A 17,582-nucleotide genomic window follows, 5' to 3' on the forward strand; every position below is an offset into this window, starting at 1 on the left:
TTATCGTGTTACGTGTTTATTTACTATTCTCAAACTCTCTCTAATCACTTCTTCATCTTTTCGCAATTTCCAGATTTCATCCGATGCGCGCTTCCTAGTTTTCGCAATGTCAACAATGGGTGCTGGATAGTCTTTCCCTAACGTAAAATGGTATAGCTTCTGTTCCAACATCGTCAACTTATAAGGCTCATGACGAAAAGCTATGGGTAGTTTTTGTAGCTCTGGTACCCACTGCCCTATAAAAACCGCATTGGGATCGTGTTCCAGACCATTTTTAATGGGATTGTAAATGCGCAACGTATTGATACCGGTTTCTCCCGCTTGCATTTGCAATTGAGGAAAGTGAATACCGGGCTCAAAGTCCAAGAAAACTTGTGACAGATATCTCGAAGCCTCTTGCCAAGGCTGCCATAAATTGTGGGTAAAAAACGATACTACCATCGCTCTCATTCTAAAATTTAAATAACCGGTGCTCTGTAAACAGCGCATGCAAGCGTCGATAATTGGAATTCCCGTTTGCCCCTGTTTCCAAGCTTCTTGGTACTGAAGCGAAATATCCTTTTTAAGTTTGTGGTATCCTTTGTTAATACTAGCCTTCTCCATAATACACTCCATTTCAAACTTTTGAATAAAGTGCGCCTGCCATCGCAAGCGAGACGTAAAGGCATCAATGGCTCTTTTGTTCATCGCGGTTCTTCGAATGCTCTTTGCCTCCTGATATACCTCGCGCACTGATAAATTACCCCAAGCTAAATAAGGCGATAAACGACTACAGCTTTCTCTTGCCTGCATGGGTTTCGAGATAAATTTGGCATAATTCACATAGCGTTCCTTAAAAAAACTCTGTAAATAGCGCTTTGCAGTCGCTCTCCCTCCTCGTTGAAAGTTCGCTGACGCTGCTAGCGTGTTCACCGCTGTAGTTTTGATATCTTTTTCGAGTTCCCTCAACTCATCACTGCCAATAAACTGTTGAGGACCGTAAGGTTCAAATGGCAGGAGCTCTGACTTCATATAACCTTCCCAATCTTCCTTCCAATGTTCCCTATCGGTTCTACCTCGAAATACACCATTATTAATATTCTCTTCCCAGCTTATCGAGTTATTACGGCAAAAGCGCTTGAAATTCTTATCTCTTTTAAAAGTCTTTAACAAACCTGTTTCAATATGAGAAAACACTTCCGACACATCGAATCTCGATAGTAGATATTTGAAAAATTGCATCACTTCGGCTTCGACAACAAATACGTGGGTTCCCAATTTTTCCAATGATTCATTCATATCAGCAATGGATTGCTTGATAAAATTCCAATGACGTTCCGAATAGTGAGGGTCCTGCAGCAAGCTAGGTTCAAAGATGTACACAAATAGTACTTTTCTACCTGTTGCCAATGCGTTTACTACCGCCTCGTTGTCTTCCAAACGCAAATCTCTCTTAAACCAAACTACCGAAATTTTCTCTCTATCTTGAATCATATCGTTTGAATATTATTTTGTTTACCTTTTTCTCAAATCAGTTAAACAAACTGAAAAAAGTCAAAAAAATATTGAAATTTGTTCTCTCTAAATTTCAATGTTACTCAAAGATACAAATTTTGTTTAACAATACAAAGATATGATTAAACAAAATATTCAGAGCTAAATTTCTGCTGTATGAGCGCGAAGGTAGCTCGCTCTTGCACTGATCTTTTGCCGTTGCTCAGAATCCATTTTATCGAGTAAACGGTACATCATACTCATTCTCCTATTTACTCTTAGTTTTTTGTCATGCGTTATGAGAAAATCCCAATACAAGCTGTTCAAAGGACAGGAGTTTTCCTCGATTTTAGTTTTTTTATCATACGAGCATCCCTGACAGTAATTACTCATCTTATCGACGTAATTGGCGCTACTTATATAGGGTTTGGTAGCAATATTTCCTCCATCAGCGAACTGACTCATCCCTCGTGTATTGGGCAATTGCACCCATTGTACTGCATCGATATAGATACCTAAAAACCAATCGTCGACTTCTTGTGGTGCTACTTGTAACAGCAATGCAATATTTCCTAAAACCATTAATCGCTGTATGTGATGTGCATAAGCCGTGTCTAACGAATTGTTAACACAGTGTTTTAGGCAGTTCATTCGGGTTTTTCCGGTCCAGTAAGCCGTAGGAAGCGAATTCCTGTGTTCGAAATAATTACTACTTTCCATCGCAGGCATTTGAAGCCAATACATTCCTCTCATATATTCTCGCCATCCCAATATTTGACGTATAAAGCCCTCAGCTTGTTCAATACTTACCGCATCATTCTCTCGGTAGGCTCGTTCCACCTCTTGTAATACCTCTAGCGGATCTATTAGTTTTATATTCAATGCAAAGGAAATTTTAGAATGATACAACACCAATTCTTGGTCGTGCATTGCATCTTGATAATCTCCAAAGAACACCAGCAAATGGTCTATAAAATAATGCAGCTGTGCCATAGCATCCGATCTATTTACTGGGTAGGTAAAACGATTTGGGTCTACCTTTCCAAAAAATAAAGCTCCTGACTGTTCTAACTCTTCCAATAAAGCACTTACATCTGTTACAGCCTCGAATTGGATCGGAATAAGGGTTTGCTGCTTCCATTTTTTACGATTGTTTTTATCGTAATTCCACTTGCCTCCTTCCGGTTGCTTTCCAGTCATCAAAATACTGTGCTTCTTGCGCATGTATCGGTAAAAGTTCTCCATCAAAAACTGCTTTTTTCCCTCAAAGAAATGAGACAATTCACTTCTGGTGGTCAAAAAGTGTTCAGTACCCACTGCCTTAACCTCCATGTTGAGGTCAGCACTCCACTCTTGTAGATACTGCTCAACACGCCATTCATCTGGTTCTTGATATTCAAACCTATCAAAACTTTCGGTATCGATGAGCTGTTGAAGATTCATCGTAATCGACTGCTTGTTTCTAAGATCACCAATGCGATAATACACCACGCGATGTCCTTCGGCTTCCAGACAAGCTGCGAATGCTCGCATAGCTGCAAAAAAGCCAACAACTTTTTGTATGTGGTGTTTCGTATACGTGAGTTCTTCTTGCACTTCAAACATGGCAAAGGTTACTTCTTTGTCCACGCACTTATACCAAGAGTGCTTCTTGTTAAGTTGATCACCCAAGATCAATCGTAATGTATTCATGAAATAATATCTGTTTAACTCCAGCGAGCTCTGAACTCGCCGTTTTTATCGTAGTAGGACGCTTGCTGTTGAACGTCAAAATGTTTGGGTTTACCATCAATTCCAATTCCAGCTATGTACTGCCAATTTCCGTAATTTGAATGCACATCGTAGTCTATGAGTTGCATTTCAAAATACGCTGCTCCCCAGCGCCAATCTCCCTGTAAATCGTGTATCCAATACGACGCTACATTTTGTCGCCCTCGATTGCTCATCCATCCCGTAGAACGCAATTCGTTCATGTTTGCATTGACAAATTCGTCCTCCGTCTTACCTTCTATCCACAGTTGGAAAATTTCTTTAGAAGCCTTTGGGAATGACTGTTTAGATGTTCGAAACCCGTATTTTTGAAAAAATGTCGTTCCATTTTTCTCTGCAAGCACTTTAAAATACTCACGCCAAAGCAATTCGAAATACACCCAATAGGTAGAATCGTTTGCTCCGTATTCACGTTCGTATTTTTTCAGAGTCTCCACAATAGTTGCTGCGGAAATATTACCGAATGCCAACCAAGGAGAAAATTTCGTACTGTATTCAGTTCCAAGTAACCCGTTTCTCGTTTGCTTATAGGTTTTCACATGGTGATTTTCAAAGAAATATCCATGCAGTCTGTCAAGGGCACTAAGCTCTCCTCCGCGGAACGGAAAAGCCGTGTCATCAGGAATAGTACTCGTAGTTTCTAGGAACTCTTCTTCCCTTAATACACCGTTTAAGCCTTCCAGATTCAGAGGCTCTTGCACTGTCAATGAATAATGATCTGTAGCTCTAACTACCAGGTATTTCTCTACTTTTTTCCGAAAGGCACTGAATGAAAATTCTTGTTTTTTTATGAGCCTATCACAATCCGCCTTCAAGAATAAACCTTTTCTTGACAAGGGCCATATTTTGGTCTCATTAGTCCAAAAGCTCAATACTTGTTGTGCTTCTTGCGCTTCTTCAAAGGTCGTGTCCTCATGGTACCAAAGGTTTTCGACCTCGTATTTGGCTGCCAAAGTACTGCTCAAATCCTCTGGAGCATCCGTCACGAGTAACGGAATATTGTAGGTTTCTAATTGCGTTCGTAAACAGGCCAGCGATTCTGCTAAAAAACGTTTTCGGTGACCGCCCATTTTTGACAGCCCTAACGTATTGGTTTCTAACCAATGCGAAGGCCAATAAAACACGGCAACACAGGGTAACTTCTTTTGCATTGCTGCTTGTAGCAAATCATTATCACCCAAACGCAAGTCTTTACGGAACCAAATTATTTGAATTCTTTTTTTGTCGTTTTGCATCTTTTACTGCAGTATTTAACGGCGTCCCAATCGCGCTCCCATTTTTTTCTCCAGGTGAATTCCAATCCACAGGACTCACAAACTTTTTTGGGAAGATGTTGTTTTTTCACCCCTCTCATAGCTTACCTATCTTTTGTTGCCAACGCCTTTATCATACCACTAAATACAAAACCATGAAAAGGCAGCACACTAAACCAATAGAGTCGTCCCCAAACCCCTTTGGGCCTAAATACCGCTCGTTGGTATAAATTTCCTTTTACAATTTTAAATTCTAGCCAGGCTTCACCGGGCAATTTCATTTCTGCAAACAGCAACATGCGCTTTTCTTCTTTATTAGCATAGAGTACTCGCCAAAAATCAAGAGCGTCACCTGCCTCTATTTCCGTAGCATGCCTGCGCCCACGACGCAACCCTACTCCTCCAACCAGCTTGTCTATATAACCGCGAATTCTCCACAGGCCATTAAATCGATACCAACCATTGGCACCACCGAGTTTCCAAATTTTGTTTAGCGTTCCTTCTTCGTCTGAAATCGGAAGTTTACGGACGTCTTTAAAGCAACCGTAATGTGGTACATCGATATGTTCAGACAGTGGTGTGGCTAATACCCCACTACTCAAAGCGTCTTTCCAGCTAGAAATGATGGAATTTTGTCTGATTTTCACAAAGGCTTTTTCCACCGCCTCGCGATAAGAAATGGGAGTAATTGGTATGTGTTCATTCAAATCAGAAGACTTTCCTATTACTTCTACCTTCATACTGTCGACCAAAGAAATTGCCAATTTATACGAGGTAGAGGTTACGAAATACAGCCAATACGACGATAACTTAGGTGTTAACACCGGCAAGGTTAGGATGTATCTTTTAAGCCCACGGACGCTTGCAAACTGCAATAACATCTGTTTGTAGGTCATAATTTCCGGGCCGTAAATATCATAAGATTTTCCGTAAAGTGCAGTATTTCCTAAGGCTTGTGACAAATAACTCAACACATCTCTGATCGCGATGGGTTGTGTTCGGGTATTTAACCATCTTGGCGCTACCATTACCGGAAGCTTTTCCACGAGATCTCGAATAATTTCAAAGGAAGCACTTCCACTACCTACTATAATTCCCGCGCGAAATACCGTGAGTTGATACTCTTTTGAAGCTAAATTGTGCTCCACTCCCAAACGGGATTTTAAATGCTTTGACAGGCTCGTATCATTTACAATACCACTCAAGTAAATTACCTGTTTACAGTTAGTCGGCTCTAACAGTTTTTTAAAATTCACGGCACAGGTTTGTTCCATCTGTTCAAAATCAACCGCACTCGATGCCATGGAATGAATCAAATAGTACGCTGCATCAATATCCGCAGGAAACTGCACTTCTTCGATAGCTAAAAAATCCACTTTTAAAAACTCAATTCCCGCTTTATCGACAAGATCTTCTGGAATTCTCGAAAAATCCCGCACACAGCACCACAGCTCATGACCTTCACGTAATAATTTTGGTATTAAACGTTTTGCGATATAACCTGTGGTACCTGTGATTAGAACTTTCATATCCTCATTTTTACTGTTGTATTTCTTTTTTAGGACGTTGGTAAGAAAATCTCGTCGGGCTCGTAGGTACTAGATAGGAATCCAAGCCGTTGATCACGGCTGTTTCTCCTTTAGCTAAATCTACAAAACCATCCTGACCTACCAATGCGTCTTTGATGTGCAAATCCAATATTTCTCCTAAAACCAAGATGGTTCCATTGGCTTTAATTTCGTATTCCTCTAAATATTTCATTCCGATTTGGACCGGTGATCCTTTTACAAAAGGAGCGTAAAAATCATTTAAATACTCCTCTTCTAACGATGTTTGGTCGAACTCTGAAATATCGGCCGGATACTTCGCCGATGTATGATGGGCATCTTCCAAAACTTGGTTATAAATGTGATTGATGGTAAAATATCCGGTTGCCTTGATATTGTCATAGGTATTTCGTCTTACCGTTGTTGGACGTAGCACAAACCCGAGTATCGGCGGTGCTGAACCATAATGCACTACAGAACTGAAGACTGCTACATTACTAAGTCCTTCCCGATTTTTAGTCCCAATTAAATTGGCTGCTTTATACCCAGAAACACTATTGATTAAATTTATCTTATACAAGTGCTCCAACTGGTCTATTTCCGTTCTTGTAATATACATTTACAAATTCTTAAAATTATTAATCTTGACTCCTTTTGCCTTTAAATCGTGCATGAGGTTGTACAAGCCAAAGAAAGTTCTGTTGATATAGATAAAATGCTTTGAACCTCTGTTTCCATTCATCTTTTTCAACTCCGTACTCTGGGCATATTTCTGACCTAAATCGGCAATTCTCCCAAAGAAATCCGCATCGGAAAAATCGAATTCTTCCACGTGAAATGGCTGTGTAAACAGCGAAAGCATTTCATGAAATAAGGCTTTAAAAAATACTTTTTCCTCTGGAGTATCCTCCGGTCTTAAAATTTCCAACTCGTAGAGTTTACTCTCAAAGAATTCCGGATCCTCGATATTTTTCTTTTCTGCAAGTTCAAAATACGGCACGTAAAAAGATTCAGGAACCTCTTTCATACAACCGAAATCAATGACGGTGAGCTCGTGGTTTGAAGAGACTAGAAAGTTCCCAGGATGCGGGTCGGCATGAACCTTTTTCAATATGTGCATTTGATACATGTAAAAATCCCACAATGCCTGCCCTACTTTATTCAAATCTTCTTGCTTATTATCGCGGGTGATATACTCTGACAAATGTTCTCCTTCCATCCAGTCCATCGTTAAAATGCGCTCAGACGAAAATTCAGAATAATAACTCGGGAATTTTATGTTCGGGATAGCGGCACAACGCTCGGCAATTTCAACACTTTGCTTTAACTCCAACTCGTAATTGGTTTCTTCCAAAAGCTTATCTTCTACTTCTTTGAAATAGGCATCACTTCCTTCACCACGAATGTTAAACATTTTCATAGCAATGGGCTTCACCATGGCTAAATCTGTTGAAATACTCTCAGCTACTCCTGGATACTGAATTTTTACGGCTAGTTTTTTACCGTCTTTCTCCGCCTTGTGTACTTGACCGATACTTGCTGCATTCACAGATTCCGCTGTAAACGTATCGAAAACTTCTTGCGGTGATTTTTTGAAATACTTCTTAAACGACTTTACGACTAAAGGTGCCGATAATGGCGGTACAGAAAATTGCGATAATGAAAACTTCTCCACGTAGGCTCTCGGCAAAATATTTTTCTCCATACTCAGCATTTGAGCAACTTTTAAAGCCGAACCTTTCAGTGTTTTCAAACCGTCGTAAATATCCGTAGCATTTGCTTGATTCAGATTCTCTTTCGCCTCCTCCTCTGATTTGACGATTTTTTCTCCGTAGTACTTCGCATAATTCACTCCGACTTTAATTCCTGTCGTTATCAATTTGGAAGCACGCTCTATTTTTGACGTTGGGATATTATCTATACTTTTCATGAGCTCGGTACTTTTTCTTTCCACAAAAATTTTGCAAAGTCAAATACGCTTTCCAGCGGAGTCGTATCGCGAATATCAAAGCTGGCTTTTACTGATTTTTCGATAAAAAGATCCGTTTTTTCAAAATTAGGAGAGCTATCTTCTAACCAAAACTTCAAGGTAAAGAGCAAATGCAGCCAAGCGGCCTCTTCCACGCCTTTATCGCGCAACTTGTTCGCGGTTTTGTTCTTAAAATCAAACCCCTCAGTATACACTTCTGTTTTTACATAGGTAGTAAACTCCTCTTTAAGCTTCGTCAACAAACTCAAAGACGCCAGCATATTCGAATTTTCCTTTAAACTGTGATATACATACGAACGATTTGCTGTTAGCAATTCGAAAAACGTATAATAAAAACTCAATAATTTACCTTTAGCATCGTACGACACATAGGCATCATTCTTCATCAAAAGCGATACTGTTTTTGAACAAAACACTGCGAATATCGCTTTTTCCAATCCATCAAAACTGTTGAAGTAACTATAAAACTCTTGTTCTTCAAAGTTGTATTTTTTACTAAAGGCATATACGGTTTTTGAACGCTCATCACTGAGTACTTCATCCATGTACCAGCCTATTAATTTATCTGCATTTACTTGTTTTTTTGCAGCCATAACACCTTTTTTAATTGTTAAACACTATATATGCATTCAAACTCGTTGCCAACACCATCCATATTGCATAGGGAAGTATCATCAATGAATTCCATGCCATTTTTTTTCGATATCCAAACATCATCATCAAAATCAGCAAGCAAAGTGAAACGATCACTACCAATCCAAGTTTTGTTTGATGTTGATTAAAGAAAAACCAATTCCATCCTACATTTAGCAACCATTGTAGCGCATAAATTCCAAGCACACTGCGCATTGCCTCCGATGTATTCTTTACTAAGCGCGTCATATAAAACGCGAACAACAGCATTATTGACGACCAGGCTACCCCGAACATCCAATTCGGAGGTGACCACGGTGCTTTATTTAAAGCAGCGTACCAAGCGGTTCTCGGACCGTCGTTCATCAACTGTACGCCGACGTAAAGGGCTAAAAAATTACAGCTCAGGAAGACGAGAAAATTACGCACTGATTTTTTGGCTATTGCCATTTCGTTGATTTTTAAAATAATTAAACAATAACTGTACTGAGAACAACATATTAAAGGCGTAAAAAACGTCCTCTACAGGAATCGTAAACAAACGCACACCTAAATTTTCACTGTTGTTGTACCAAACAACGGGCTCTTCTATAAAACTACCTGTCAAAATCCCGTTAATCAAAAAGAAGGGTAACAAAATCACCGCAAAACTTATAAAATAACGTCTTAAAAGCTCCAATTCCTTTCGTAAGCCATACGAAAGTAAAAGAATAAAAAAGACGAAATTTACCGAAGTATACCACTTGCCTATGGAGAAAACCAATAACAAGGCGATAATCAATAACAACAATACCCCTAGTAAAAGAGTAAAGGTACGTTCTAATTGAAGCTTTGGCAGGTAAAACTGTAATACCTCATGGGTAAATAAACAGGCATAAGGAATACAAATGAAAAACAACCATTCTTCAACCGGCATACCGATAAACTTGATCGGTAAGTGATAGGTAGCATTAAAACCCCAAACGCCCATAAGCGTAAAAGCAGCATCCCAAATCAGAAACGGAGCAGCCACTAATAAAATGCTAAACACGATTGGCTTTAGGTATTTGATAAAGTGAAAGTCTTTTTCAAAAATACTGTAAAGCAAAGGTATGCTCAGGCTTCCGAGGTCTAATATGAGGTACAAATAATGACTCATTTCCAGGTTGGTTTTTTAAAATATTTTAAAGGTACCACTAGCATCCCAAAACACTCTCCATCGTGTTTCCCTAAATGTTTATGATGAATTTTATGGGCTTTTCTCAAGCCGCGTAAATACCTGTTTTGGGTATTTTTAAACCAATTAAATCGCCTGTGTATTAACACATCATGAATCAAAAAGTAAGCGATTCCGTACATCAAAATACCGAGTCCAATAAAAAACAGGTAATTCAGTTCCGGGCGAATTCCAAAGTAGAACAAGGTCATACTAGGAACAGCGAAAACCACAAAAAAGGCATCGTTTTTTTCAAATACGTGCGGGTAGCCCGGCTGATGGTGATCTTCGTGCAGGTACCAACCAAAACCGTGCATGACGTATTTGTGGGTGCACCATGTAATTCCTTCCATTAGTATAAAAGTGCCGAGAGCAACGGCGGTAAATAATATCATAATGAGGTATTCTTTTTAATATAATAATCTAGATAATCACTGCTATCTTTTTCCTCTAATTTACGCAATAAAAAAGATTTATCTGCAGAAATTTTGTCTTTGTAATTTAAGATAGCAGGCGTCTGTTCTTGTATGACCAAACGTATGTATCTGAGGTGTACATTTTCAGGATTTTTTGCAATCAACGACTCTAATTTCCTTTTGGCTTTCTTGAAAACAGCTAGTTTGGACCAAGGAAAAAATTTGTACTTCGCCTGTTTCATTTCCAAGGAATACACATACCCTAGAACCGTTGGACTTTTTGAATTTCTATACTGTTTGATAAAAGTGGTTTCCATCTTTCGATCAACCGCTTCGTGGAACGCTTTTACAACGCTTTTTTCACCAGTTTGAACCTGTAAAAACAGCAGTAAGGCCAAGAATATTTTCATTAAAGTAAATTCAATTTATAACGAGCATAACCACGCATGAGTAAACTGATTTTTAGCCCATTCGAAATTCGTATTCTAGTATCCATAATCTCTTCAGAAGGAACCGAGTTTAACTTTTTAAGTAAGCGCTTGTAGTATCGGTAAGCGATATATACCCCAAATTTGGCTTCCACAGGTAATTTAAGTACCCCGTGGTGGTATGCATAGTCAAAATCCTCTTCTATTTCTTTAATGATGAGTGCTTTGGAGCGGTTGTCTAAAGCGCGCAGGTTAACATTCGGGAAGTACGAACGGTTTAACTGCTCCACATCTTCTTTTAAATCTCTTAAAAAATTCACCTTTTGAAAGGCCGAACCCAAACGCATGGCAGCTCCTTTTAACTCTTCAAATTTGGCTTGGTTACCGTTTACAAACACCTTTAAACACATTAATCCAACAACATCTGCAGATCCGTATATATACTCTTTATACTCCTCCTGAGTGGTATAATCCGTTTTGTACAAATCAGCTTTCATACTTTTGAGAAACGCCTGAATCATAGAATCGTCAATATTGTATTTTTCAACAGTATCGATGAAAGCATTTAAGATGGGATTCAAACTAATTCCTTGATGTTTTCCGAGGTAGTAGTTCTTTTCAAATTGTTCCATGAGTGCTTCCTTGTCATAGTCGTGAAACGAATCTACAATCTCGTCTGCAAAACGCACAAATCCGTAAATATTATAGATGGCTACGCGAATTTCCGGTGCAAGCATTCTGGTTGCTAAAGAAAACGAAGTGCTGTACTTCTTGGTCACGAGTTTACTACACTGAAACGATACTTGATCAAATAATTCTTTCATAATTAAGCGTTTTTGAGGATTAAATCAGATACTACTTTTCCAGATATTAACGAGGGCGGTACTCCTGGTCCTGGCACGGTTAGCTGTCCAGTGAAGTACAGGTTCTCCACCTTTTTACTCTTTAATTTAGGTCTTAAAAAAGCAGTTTGGGTCAATATATTCGCCAATCCGTACGCATTTCCTTTGTACGAATTGTAATCTCTTACAAAATCATTTACACAAAAGCTCTCTTTGAAAATCACGGACGACATCACCTCTTGTTCCGTGAGGTCTTCTAGCCTCTTCATGATCAATTTGAAATAGTGTTCACGCAGTTCAGGTGTATCTTCAATTCCCGGTGCTAAAGGAATCAAAAACGTTCCAGCTTCTTTTCCATCCGGTGCAAAAGAGGCATCCGTAATCGAAGGAAAACTAGCGTAAAATAAAGGTTCTTTTGGCCAACTTGGCACATCGTATATGGTTTTTGCATGGGTATCAAAATCCGTATCGAAGAAAAGCGTATGATGCTTTACATTCTTTAGTTTCTTATCAAACCCCACATAAAACAACAAGGAACTCGGCGCAAAGGTTCTGTTCGACCAATATTTCTCTGAATACTGACGCAGTTTATTTGGCAGTAGGGTTTCTGTGTGATGATAATCAGCGCCACTAAGTACCAAATCAGCCTCAATGTGTTTTCCGTTGATCTTAACACCTCCTACCGTCGCTTTATCCGACAATACCAGTTCTTCCACAGCAGCGTTCGTCACAAAATTCACTCCCTGTGATTCCGCCAGAGCCACCATGGCTTTTACCACCTCGTACATACCACCTTTCGGATGCCAGGTGCCTAACTCAAAATCTGCATAATTCATAAAATTATAAAAACTCGGAGTATTGCTTGGCTTAGCTCCTAAAAATAGCACTGGAAATTCAAGAATTTTTATCAGCTTGTGGTTGCGAATTTTTTTGCGCACCTGCTTGCGTATGGTTGAAAAAAACTGATTGACACGAACCACGGTTTCGCTACTCACCAACTCTAACGGAGAAACGCCTGGCTTGTACACCATTTTATTTACGGCAATTTCGTAGTTGTCTCTTGCCGAATTCATAAACTTCATCAACGGCTTTGAACTTCCAGGCTCAACAGTTTCAAAAACTTCACAAATTTCCTTGAAATTGTCCGGTATAACGATGCTGTCTCCTTTACCGAAATACACCTCGTAAGCAGGCGACAACTTTTCCAACTGGTAGTAATCACTTGGTTTCTTTCCGAAATCGGCAAAAAACTTCTCAAAAACATCTGGCATCCAGTACCAAGTGGGACCAATGTCAAAAGTAAAACCGTCTTTTACGTACTGTCGAGCACGTCCTCCTAGGGTTGCATTCTTCTCATATACCGTCACCTCGTATCCAGCTTTGGCCAGATAACTAGCAGCTGACAGCGATGAAAATCCTGACCCTATAATTGCTATTGATTTATTTTGTTTAATCATACTACAACAAAGTTAAACAAAAAATGTGATGATACGATGAATCATGTATATAATTTTGTTAAAATTTTATTATAAAACTCTAAACAAAATAAATCAATTAAATTTCTTCTAAGAATTTAATAACGGATGGATATACAGCAATATCCGATTCGAAGCTCTTGTTATTCATGGTAATGGCTTTCACCCCTACTCCAATAAATTTATGATTTGTTTCTTTTAAAACCAAATCTATTTCCTTAAAATAATCATCAATCTTGTCATCATAAGGTTTTACCGTCATTGAGGCAACAAAAGTGATACTGCGCTGACTGTCAAAAAAGTAATTTAGGTTATCTAAAGGCAAACTCTGTCCGAGGTATACCGTGTGAAACCCTCTCAGTGCTAATTCATAATTTAAATACAGCAGACCTATTTCGTGAATTTCACCATCGGGTAAAAACAATACGTAGGTCTGATCAGAATCACCAGTAGTATATTCTAACTTCTCCGTATTCAATTGAATTTTCTGGATGATGAGATTGGAAATAAAATGCTCATGAGCAGGAAGCAAGGTATCCGTTTGCCAGAGCAGCCCTATGTGCTCTAAAAAAGGAATAAACACCTCTTTAAAAATCTGTCGAAACGTCTTTTTGTGCAGTAGTTTATTGTAGGTATTATTAAACAGCACTTTATCGAACTGAAACATCGATACTTTAAAAGCATTGATGGCTTCATCCTCGACAGCTAATTTAAAAGACAATTCACGTGCAGTCACCTTAATTTGGTCCTCCGACATGTCTGCTATCTTTGAAATTTTGTGGTTATGCTTGTTTAAAAGCGCTACGTTTAAGAGCTTTAGCAAGCTCTCTGAAGAATAATACCTTATATTAGTAGCGGTTCTTTTGGGCTCAAAAAGTTTGTAGCGCTTTTCCCATATCCGTATGGTGTGCGCCTTGATCCCAGAAATGTTCTCCAGGTCCTTAATGGTAAAAACCGTCTTAATATTGTTCAACTTTTTTTAATTTTATTTAAACAAATATACGGAATATTTTTAAACAACGCTATTTTATGAAGATCCTCAGTACGAGATTGGGAGTAAATCCTAAGGATAGATTGTCAATTCGCTGTTCTACATAATTTCCATTTAGAATAACAGAACTGTACTTTCTACTTAAAATATTCGTTTTATTGTACACATTAAGCAGCGACAGACCTATTTTTCCTTGCCAGCGTTTATTGCTGTCAAAATTGAACGAATAACTCGTTGAAAAATCTAATTTGTGGTAGCGCGGCAAACGCTGTGAGTTGATTTCACCCAAAAACAATGTACCGTCTTTTCCGATACCTACTAAAGGCGTATAAGGCGTTCCTGTTCTGAGCATCCATGCCAGTGAAAAACTGAAATCTCCTAGTTGTAAGTTATGCGCCCATAAAAAACTATTGGTAACATCGAAATTACTAGGAAAAGCATTCCCGCGGTTAAAATTATCAAATAATTGTCGCGATTTACTATAGCTGTAGTTCATCCAAGAGCTGTAGTTCCCAAAGGTTTGCTTTAACAACACGTCTACGCCGTCTACAGATCCGGTTCCTATTAGGTTAATAGTATTTCCTGGAGGTCCGATGGTCGAAGCAATCCCTTTACTGTCTTTTCTGAAAAAATCGATATCAAAGATGGTTCCTTTGTTTTTGTAAATCAGCCCCAAAGTGTATTGACTATTCCTCAATACCGGAAGTTCTTTACCATTCACCAACAACCAAACCTGGTCTTCCAATCCGAAATCAGAGGTGTGATTTTCAATGAGCTGACCGATGTTTTGTTGCTTGTATTCGTAGGATGTTTTTAAGGACAAATTTGGCAACACCTCTTGTTGCAAATACAATCGTGGAGCAAAATACATCTTGTCAACAAATGAAAAGTAATTCGCTCTCATTCCTACATTCAATATCGTTTTTGCATTTCTATTAAACCCATAGTTAAAAAACAAAGCATGGGTATTATTAATGTTTCGATCTTGAATGGTGTATTTAAAACTATTGGCACTATTTTCTCTGCTTATCAAGTAACGAACATCATTATTTACAAACTCATACCCCGTTAAAATAGAATTGTACTTCCCAAAATCGTGTTCGATAGCTGTTTTAAAGCCAATATCGTCAATCACATTGGTTTTGGTTGCTGCTTGGGTAAATGCCTGACTGTAGTTAAAACGGCCGTTGTATTTGTAAGAGAAATCGTAGTTTGAGGAATACAGACTCGTTTTTTGACGTGTGCGCTCACTCCAATTGCGCTCCCACTGCAATCTAAAACCGGAATTTTCGATTTTCAAATCGTCTTTAGTCATATACCTATCGGTTGTTTTGGTTTGAAACAAATACCCTAATTTATTTCTGACCAAAAGATGATTAAAGACCAAGAGATCTTTGGGGCTCGCCTGGAGCGTTAGTTTTGAGTTAATATCGGCAAAGTAGAAATTATTTTTATTTTCAAAATCATCCAATGCCGCTTCTTCATTACGCGAGATAATAGTATTCTGAAATACCTTTTTTGACAACCTTGAAAAGGTCGAGGTTTTAAACACGTCGGTAAACGAACGTCTTCCTGAAATCGCCAATCCTACTTTTTTGCTTATTGGTATATTTAAAAAAGCGTCGAAATGTGTCATATTAACCCCAAAACCTCCTTGCACCCGAGTGGGGATATCTTTAGAGGTTTCAATATCGATAACTCCCGAGGTGTGATTTCCGTATTCCGAACTCGTACCACTTTTGTATATTTTGACTTTGTTAATGATGTAAGGATTGAATGCTGAAAGCATTCCAAAGAAATGTGACGAGTTGTACATTTTTATCCCGTCGAATAAAATGAGGTTTTGCTCTGGAGTCCCTCCTCGAATATACAAGCCCGATGCTGTTTCATTCGGACTACTGATTCCAGGAAGTAATTGAGCACTTTGCAAAACATCTGGCTCTGTTAGTCCGGCAACGGTCCCTAATCTTTTGGGAGAAATCACAATAGCGCCATCCGATTTTTTATCAATTCCCCCGACCATATAGTCCGTTATCAAGACTTCGTCTAGTAAGGTATTTTGAGGCCTGAGCTCAATTTCTAAACAACCCTCCTTGAGTGCACTTAGCTGGATTAACTTTGATTCATATCCTACAAAACTAACCTCTAAATGCGATTCGTTTTCCATATTTGACAATCTGAAAAATCCGTTAGAACGCGTACTTACACCAGTATTTTTGGTAAACGGAAAAACATTCGCTCCTTGCACTGGTGCTTTGGTAAGCGCATCGTACACAAAGCCACACACCTCACCTACTATTTTTGGTTTTTCAGATACAATAATATAGCGTGCATCTAATACTTCAAATAATAGGTTCGACTCTAAGCTGAGTTTTTTAAGAGTACTCGCTAATTCTTGTTGCTGGTAATTCCCTGCACAAAACTTTTGATTTACGAGTACGTCACTATAAGAGAACTTCACGTCGTGCTTTAACTCCAAAGCCGACAACAACTCTCTTAAGGGGATTATTTCCTGGTTTTGAGTGTTTTTCTGAGCAAACAGACACTGAACACAAATTAAACCGGTAATTAGTAATAAAACACGTACTCTTCTATTCATTTATTGCTTCACCAAGGTAACTGTCTTAGAATTGGTAAATATAACTCCAATTTTCATAGGTTCAAAGACAGTTTTTAAAGCAATCTTTAAATTTGCGTGCGTAAAGCTTCCTGTAAACTTTTGTTTCAGGTCTACCCCACCCACATCAATTTTAATATCGTACTGATTTTCAATGGCTAACACCACGTATTTTAGAGAAATACTTCTAAATGTAGTCTCTCCTTTTTTCCACTTAGGTTCTTGGTCAATCACGTCCCAAAACTCGGCTTCGGCTCCTGGAAATACCCTCAATGCCTTTCCTCGAGTAAGAATATTCTCCTCATTCTGAGTTTTTACACTTACTTTTCCTTCAAAACACTGAACCTCAATATAATCGTTATAAGAACGAACGTTAAATTGTGTTCCGAGTACTTGAACTTTTCCAAGCTTGGTTTCAACGGTGAACGTAGCTCCTTTTTCTACCTTAAAATAGGCTTCACCACGCAACTTTAACAAGCGTTTTTCTGCCCAGCTATCCTCGTCAAATGACAAACTTGAATTGGCATTTAACACAACTTCAGACTGGTCAGGAAGCTGTAGCGCTAACTGCTCTCCTACCTTAGTTTCAATACCTTCTGATCCGCTATTCATATAGAATACGCTCAATAATAACAATACGGCAGCCACGGCTCCATATACCCAGTTCAATGCTATTACCTTCGATTTCTTGGAAGGCTTAGCGGCCTGTGCAGACTTTTGTTCAACTTCTGATTCTATATTTTCATATACCTTTTCTTTAGCAAAATCAGGTTCTTCAAATCCTGAAGAGACCTCCATGATTTTCGTATACAAAAAATAATCAGAAGTCTGCTTAAAGTCCTCTAGCTCATTTTCTGTTAGTTCATCTTTTAACCATCGCGTTAAAAAATTTTCATCTATATTTTTATTCATTTCCTGCTTTTCTAATTGTATAACAAATAAACTTCTGTGT

General features: G+C 38.6%; 17 protein-coding genes. All 17 read right to left on the reverse strand.

The window, feature by feature from the left end:
- The 17 genes from ACXAG7_RS01645 to ACXAG7_RS01725 all read right to left on the reverse strand — a co-directional run bounded on the left by ACXAG7_RS01645 (position 1) and on the right by ACXAG7_RS01725 (position 17,542).
- Positions 1-1,473, reverse strand: coding sequence for a cryptochrome/deoxyribodipyrimidine photo-lyase family protein (locus ACXAG7_RS01645; protein ID WP_476665738.1), 1,473 nt, complete (start codon positions 1,471-1,473; stop codon positions 1-3).
- A 162-nt stretch (positions 1,474-1,635) separates the two neighbouring features.
- The gene (locus tag ACXAG7_RS01650) at positions 1,636-3,165 is read right to left on the reverse strand and encodes a cryptochrome/photolyase family protein (protein ID WP_476665739.1); all 1,530 of its coding nucleotides are present in this window, start codon (positions 3,163-3,165) and stop codon (positions 1,636-1,638) included.
- A 14-nt stretch (positions 3,166-3,179) separates the two neighbouring features.
- Positions 3,180-4,478 (reverse strand): DASH family cryptochrome, encoded by a 1,299-nt coding sequence (locus ACXAG7_RS01655; protein ID WP_476665740.1) that lies wholly within the window; start codon positions 4,476-4,478, stop codon positions 3,180-3,182.
- Positions 4,448-4,597: a DUF2256 domain-containing protein gene (locus ACXAG7_RS01660; RefSeq protein ID WP_408043783.1), complete on the reverse strand. Its 150-nt coding sequence runs from the start codon at positions 4,595-4,597 to the stop codon at positions 4,448-4,450. The genes ACXAG7_RS01655 and ACXAG7_RS01660 overlap by 31 nt, the downstream gene beginning before the upstream one ends.
- A 3-nt stretch (positions 4,598-4,600) precedes the next feature.
- Complete coding sequence (locus ACXAG7_RS01665) at positions 4,601-6,025, reverse strand: SDR family oxidoreductase (protein WP_408043784.1); 1,425 nt, start codon at positions 6,023-6,025, stop codon at positions 4,601-4,603.
- 10 nt (positions 6,026-6,035) lie between these two features.
- On the reverse strand, positions 6,036-6,662 hold the full coding sequence (locus ACXAG7_RS01670) for a flavin reductase family protein (protein WP_408043785.1): 627 nt from the start codon (positions 6,660-6,662) through the stop codon (positions 6,036-6,038).
- Positions 6,663-7,973: an ABC1 kinase family protein gene (locus tag ACXAG7_RS01675; RefSeq protein ID WP_408043786.1), complete on the reverse strand. Its 1,311-nt coding sequence runs from the start codon at positions 7,971-7,973 to the stop codon at positions 6,663-6,665.
- A complete protein-coding gene (locus ACXAG7_RS01680) occupies positions 7,970-8,626 on the reverse strand; it encodes a TetR family transcriptional regulator C-terminal domain-containing protein (RefSeq protein WP_408043787.1) in 657 nt (218 codons plus the stop codon). The genes ACXAG7_RS01675 and ACXAG7_RS01680 overlap by 4 nt, the downstream gene beginning before the upstream one ends.
- Positions 8,627-8,636: 10 nt before the next feature.
- Positions 8,637-9,116 carry a TspO/MBR family protein gene (locus tag ACXAG7_RS01685; protein ID WP_408043788.1) on the reverse strand — a complete coding sequence of 160 codons (480 nt, stop codon included), beginning with the start codon at positions 9,114-9,116 and terminating at the stop codon, positions 8,637-8,639.
- Positions 9,088-9,804, reverse strand: a complete 717-nt coding sequence (locus ACXAG7_RS01690) for a lycopene cyclase domain-containing protein (protein ID WP_476665741.1) — start codon at positions 9,802-9,804, stop codon at positions 9,088-9,090. The genes ACXAG7_RS01685 and ACXAG7_RS01690 overlap by 29 nt, the downstream gene beginning before the upstream one ends.
- Positions 9,801-10,256 (reverse strand): sterol desaturase family protein, encoded by a 456-nt coding sequence (locus tag ACXAG7_RS01695; RefSeq protein WP_408043790.1) that lies wholly within the window; start codon positions 10,254-10,256, stop codon positions 9,801-9,803. Before ACXAG7_RS01695 ends, ACXAG7_RS01690 begins: the two co-directional genes overlap by 4 nt.
- Positions 10,253-10,687 carry a hypothetical protein gene (locus ACXAG7_RS01700; RefSeq protein WP_408043791.1) on the reverse strand — a complete coding sequence of 145 codons (435 nt, stop codon included), beginning with the start codon at positions 10,685-10,687 and terminating at the stop codon, positions 10,253-10,255. The genes ACXAG7_RS01695 and ACXAG7_RS01700 overlap by 4 nt, the downstream gene beginning before the upstream one ends.
- Entirely contained in the window at positions 10,687-11,529 is an 843-nt protein-coding gene (locus tag ACXAG7_RS01705; protein WP_408043792.1) for a phytoene/squalene synthase family protein, read from the reverse strand. Before ACXAG7_RS01705 ends, ACXAG7_RS01700 begins: the two co-directional genes overlap by 1 nt.
- A 2-nt stretch (positions 11,530-11,531) precedes the next feature.
- On the reverse strand, positions 11,532-13,004 hold the full coding sequence (locus ACXAG7_RS01710) for a phytoene desaturase family protein (RefSeq protein WP_476665742.1): 1,473 nt from the start codon (positions 13,002-13,004) through the stop codon (positions 11,532-11,534).
- A gap of 97 nt (positions 13,005-13,101) precedes the next feature.
- Positions 13,102-13,995, reverse strand: coding sequence for a MerR family transcriptional regulator (locus ACXAG7_RS01715; RefSeq protein WP_476665743.1), 894 nt, complete (start codon positions 13,993-13,995; stop codon positions 13,102-13,104).
- Positions 13,996-14,044: 49 nt separating this feature from the next.
- Positions 14,045-16,612 (reverse strand): TonB-dependent receptor, encoded by a 2,568-nt coding sequence (locus ACXAG7_RS01720; protein ID WP_476665744.1) that lies wholly within the window; start codon positions 16,610-16,612, stop codon positions 14,045-14,047.
- Positions 16,613-17,542: a FecR family protein gene (locus ACXAG7_RS01725; protein ID WP_476665745.1), complete on the reverse strand. Its 930-nt coding sequence runs from the start codon at positions 17,540-17,542 to the stop codon at positions 16,613-16,615.
- Between the last annotated feature and the right edge of the window lie 40 nt (positions 17,543-17,582).

Source organism: Tenacibaculum sp. AWR4_210 (assembly GCF_056160945.1).

Coding starts and splice junctions, on each gene's coding strand:
- ACXAG7_RS01670 (WP_408043785.1), bottom strand. CDS start 6,662: ATGTATATTACAAGAACGGAAATAGACCAGTTGGAGCACTTGTATAAG.
- ACXAG7_RS01690 (WP_476665741.1), bottom strand. CDS start 9,804: ATGAGTCATTATTTGTACCTCATATTAGACCTCGGAAGCCTGAGCATA.
- ACXAG7_RS01660 (WP_408043783.1), bottom strand. CDS start 4,597: ATGAGAGGGGTGAAAAAACAACATCTTCCCAAAAAAGTTTGTGAGTCC.
- ACXAG7_RS01680 (WP_408043787.1), bottom strand. CDS start 8,626: ATGGCTGCAAAAAAACAAGTAAATGCAGATAAATTAATAGGCTGGTAC.
- ACXAG7_RS01685 (WP_408043788.1), bottom strand. CDS start 9,116: ATGGCAATAGCCAAAAAATCAGTGCGTAATTTTCTCGTCTTCCTGAGC.
- ACXAG7_RS01725 (WP_476665745.1), bottom strand. CDS start 17,542: ATGAATAAAAATATAGATGAAAATTTTTTAACGCGATGGTTAAAAGAT.
- ACXAG7_RS01710 (WP_476665742.1), bottom strand. CDS start 13,004: ATGATTAAACAAAATAAATCAATAGCAATTATAGGGTCAGGATTTTCA.
- ACXAG7_RS01665 (WP_408043784.1), bottom strand. CDS start 6,025: ATGAAAGTTCTAATCACAGGTACCACAGGTTATATCGCAAAACGTTTA.
- ACXAG7_RS01700 (WP_408043791.1), bottom strand. CDS start 10,687: ATGAAAATATTCTTGGCCTTACTGCTGTTTTTACAGGTTCAAACTGGT.
- ACXAG7_RS01695 (WP_408043790.1), bottom strand. CDS start 10,256: ATGATATTATTTACCGCCGTTGCTCTCGGCACTTTTATACTAATGGAA.
- ACXAG7_RS01675 (WP_408043786.1), bottom strand. CDS start 7,973: ATGAAAAGTATAGATAATATCCCAACGTCAAAAATAGAGCGTGCTTCC.
- ACXAG7_RS01650 (WP_476665739.1), bottom strand. CDS start 3,165: ATGAATACATTACGATTGATCTTGGGTGATCAACTTAACAAGAAGCAC.
- ACXAG7_RS01705 (WP_408043792.1), bottom strand. CDS start 11,529: ATGAAAGAATTATTTGATCAAGTATCGTTTCAGTGTAGTAAACTCGTG.
- ACXAG7_RS01655 (WP_476665740.1), bottom strand. CDS start 4,478: ATGCAAAACGACAAAAAAAGAATTCAAATAATTTGGTTCCGTAAAGAC.
- ACXAG7_RS01645 (WP_476665738.1), bottom strand. CDS start 1,473: ATGATTCAAGATAGAGAGAAAATTTCGGTAGTTTGGTTTAAGAGAGAT.
- ACXAG7_RS01720 (WP_476665744.1), bottom strand. CDS start 16,612: ATGAATAGAAGAGTACGTGTTTTATTACTAATTACCGGTTTAATTTGT.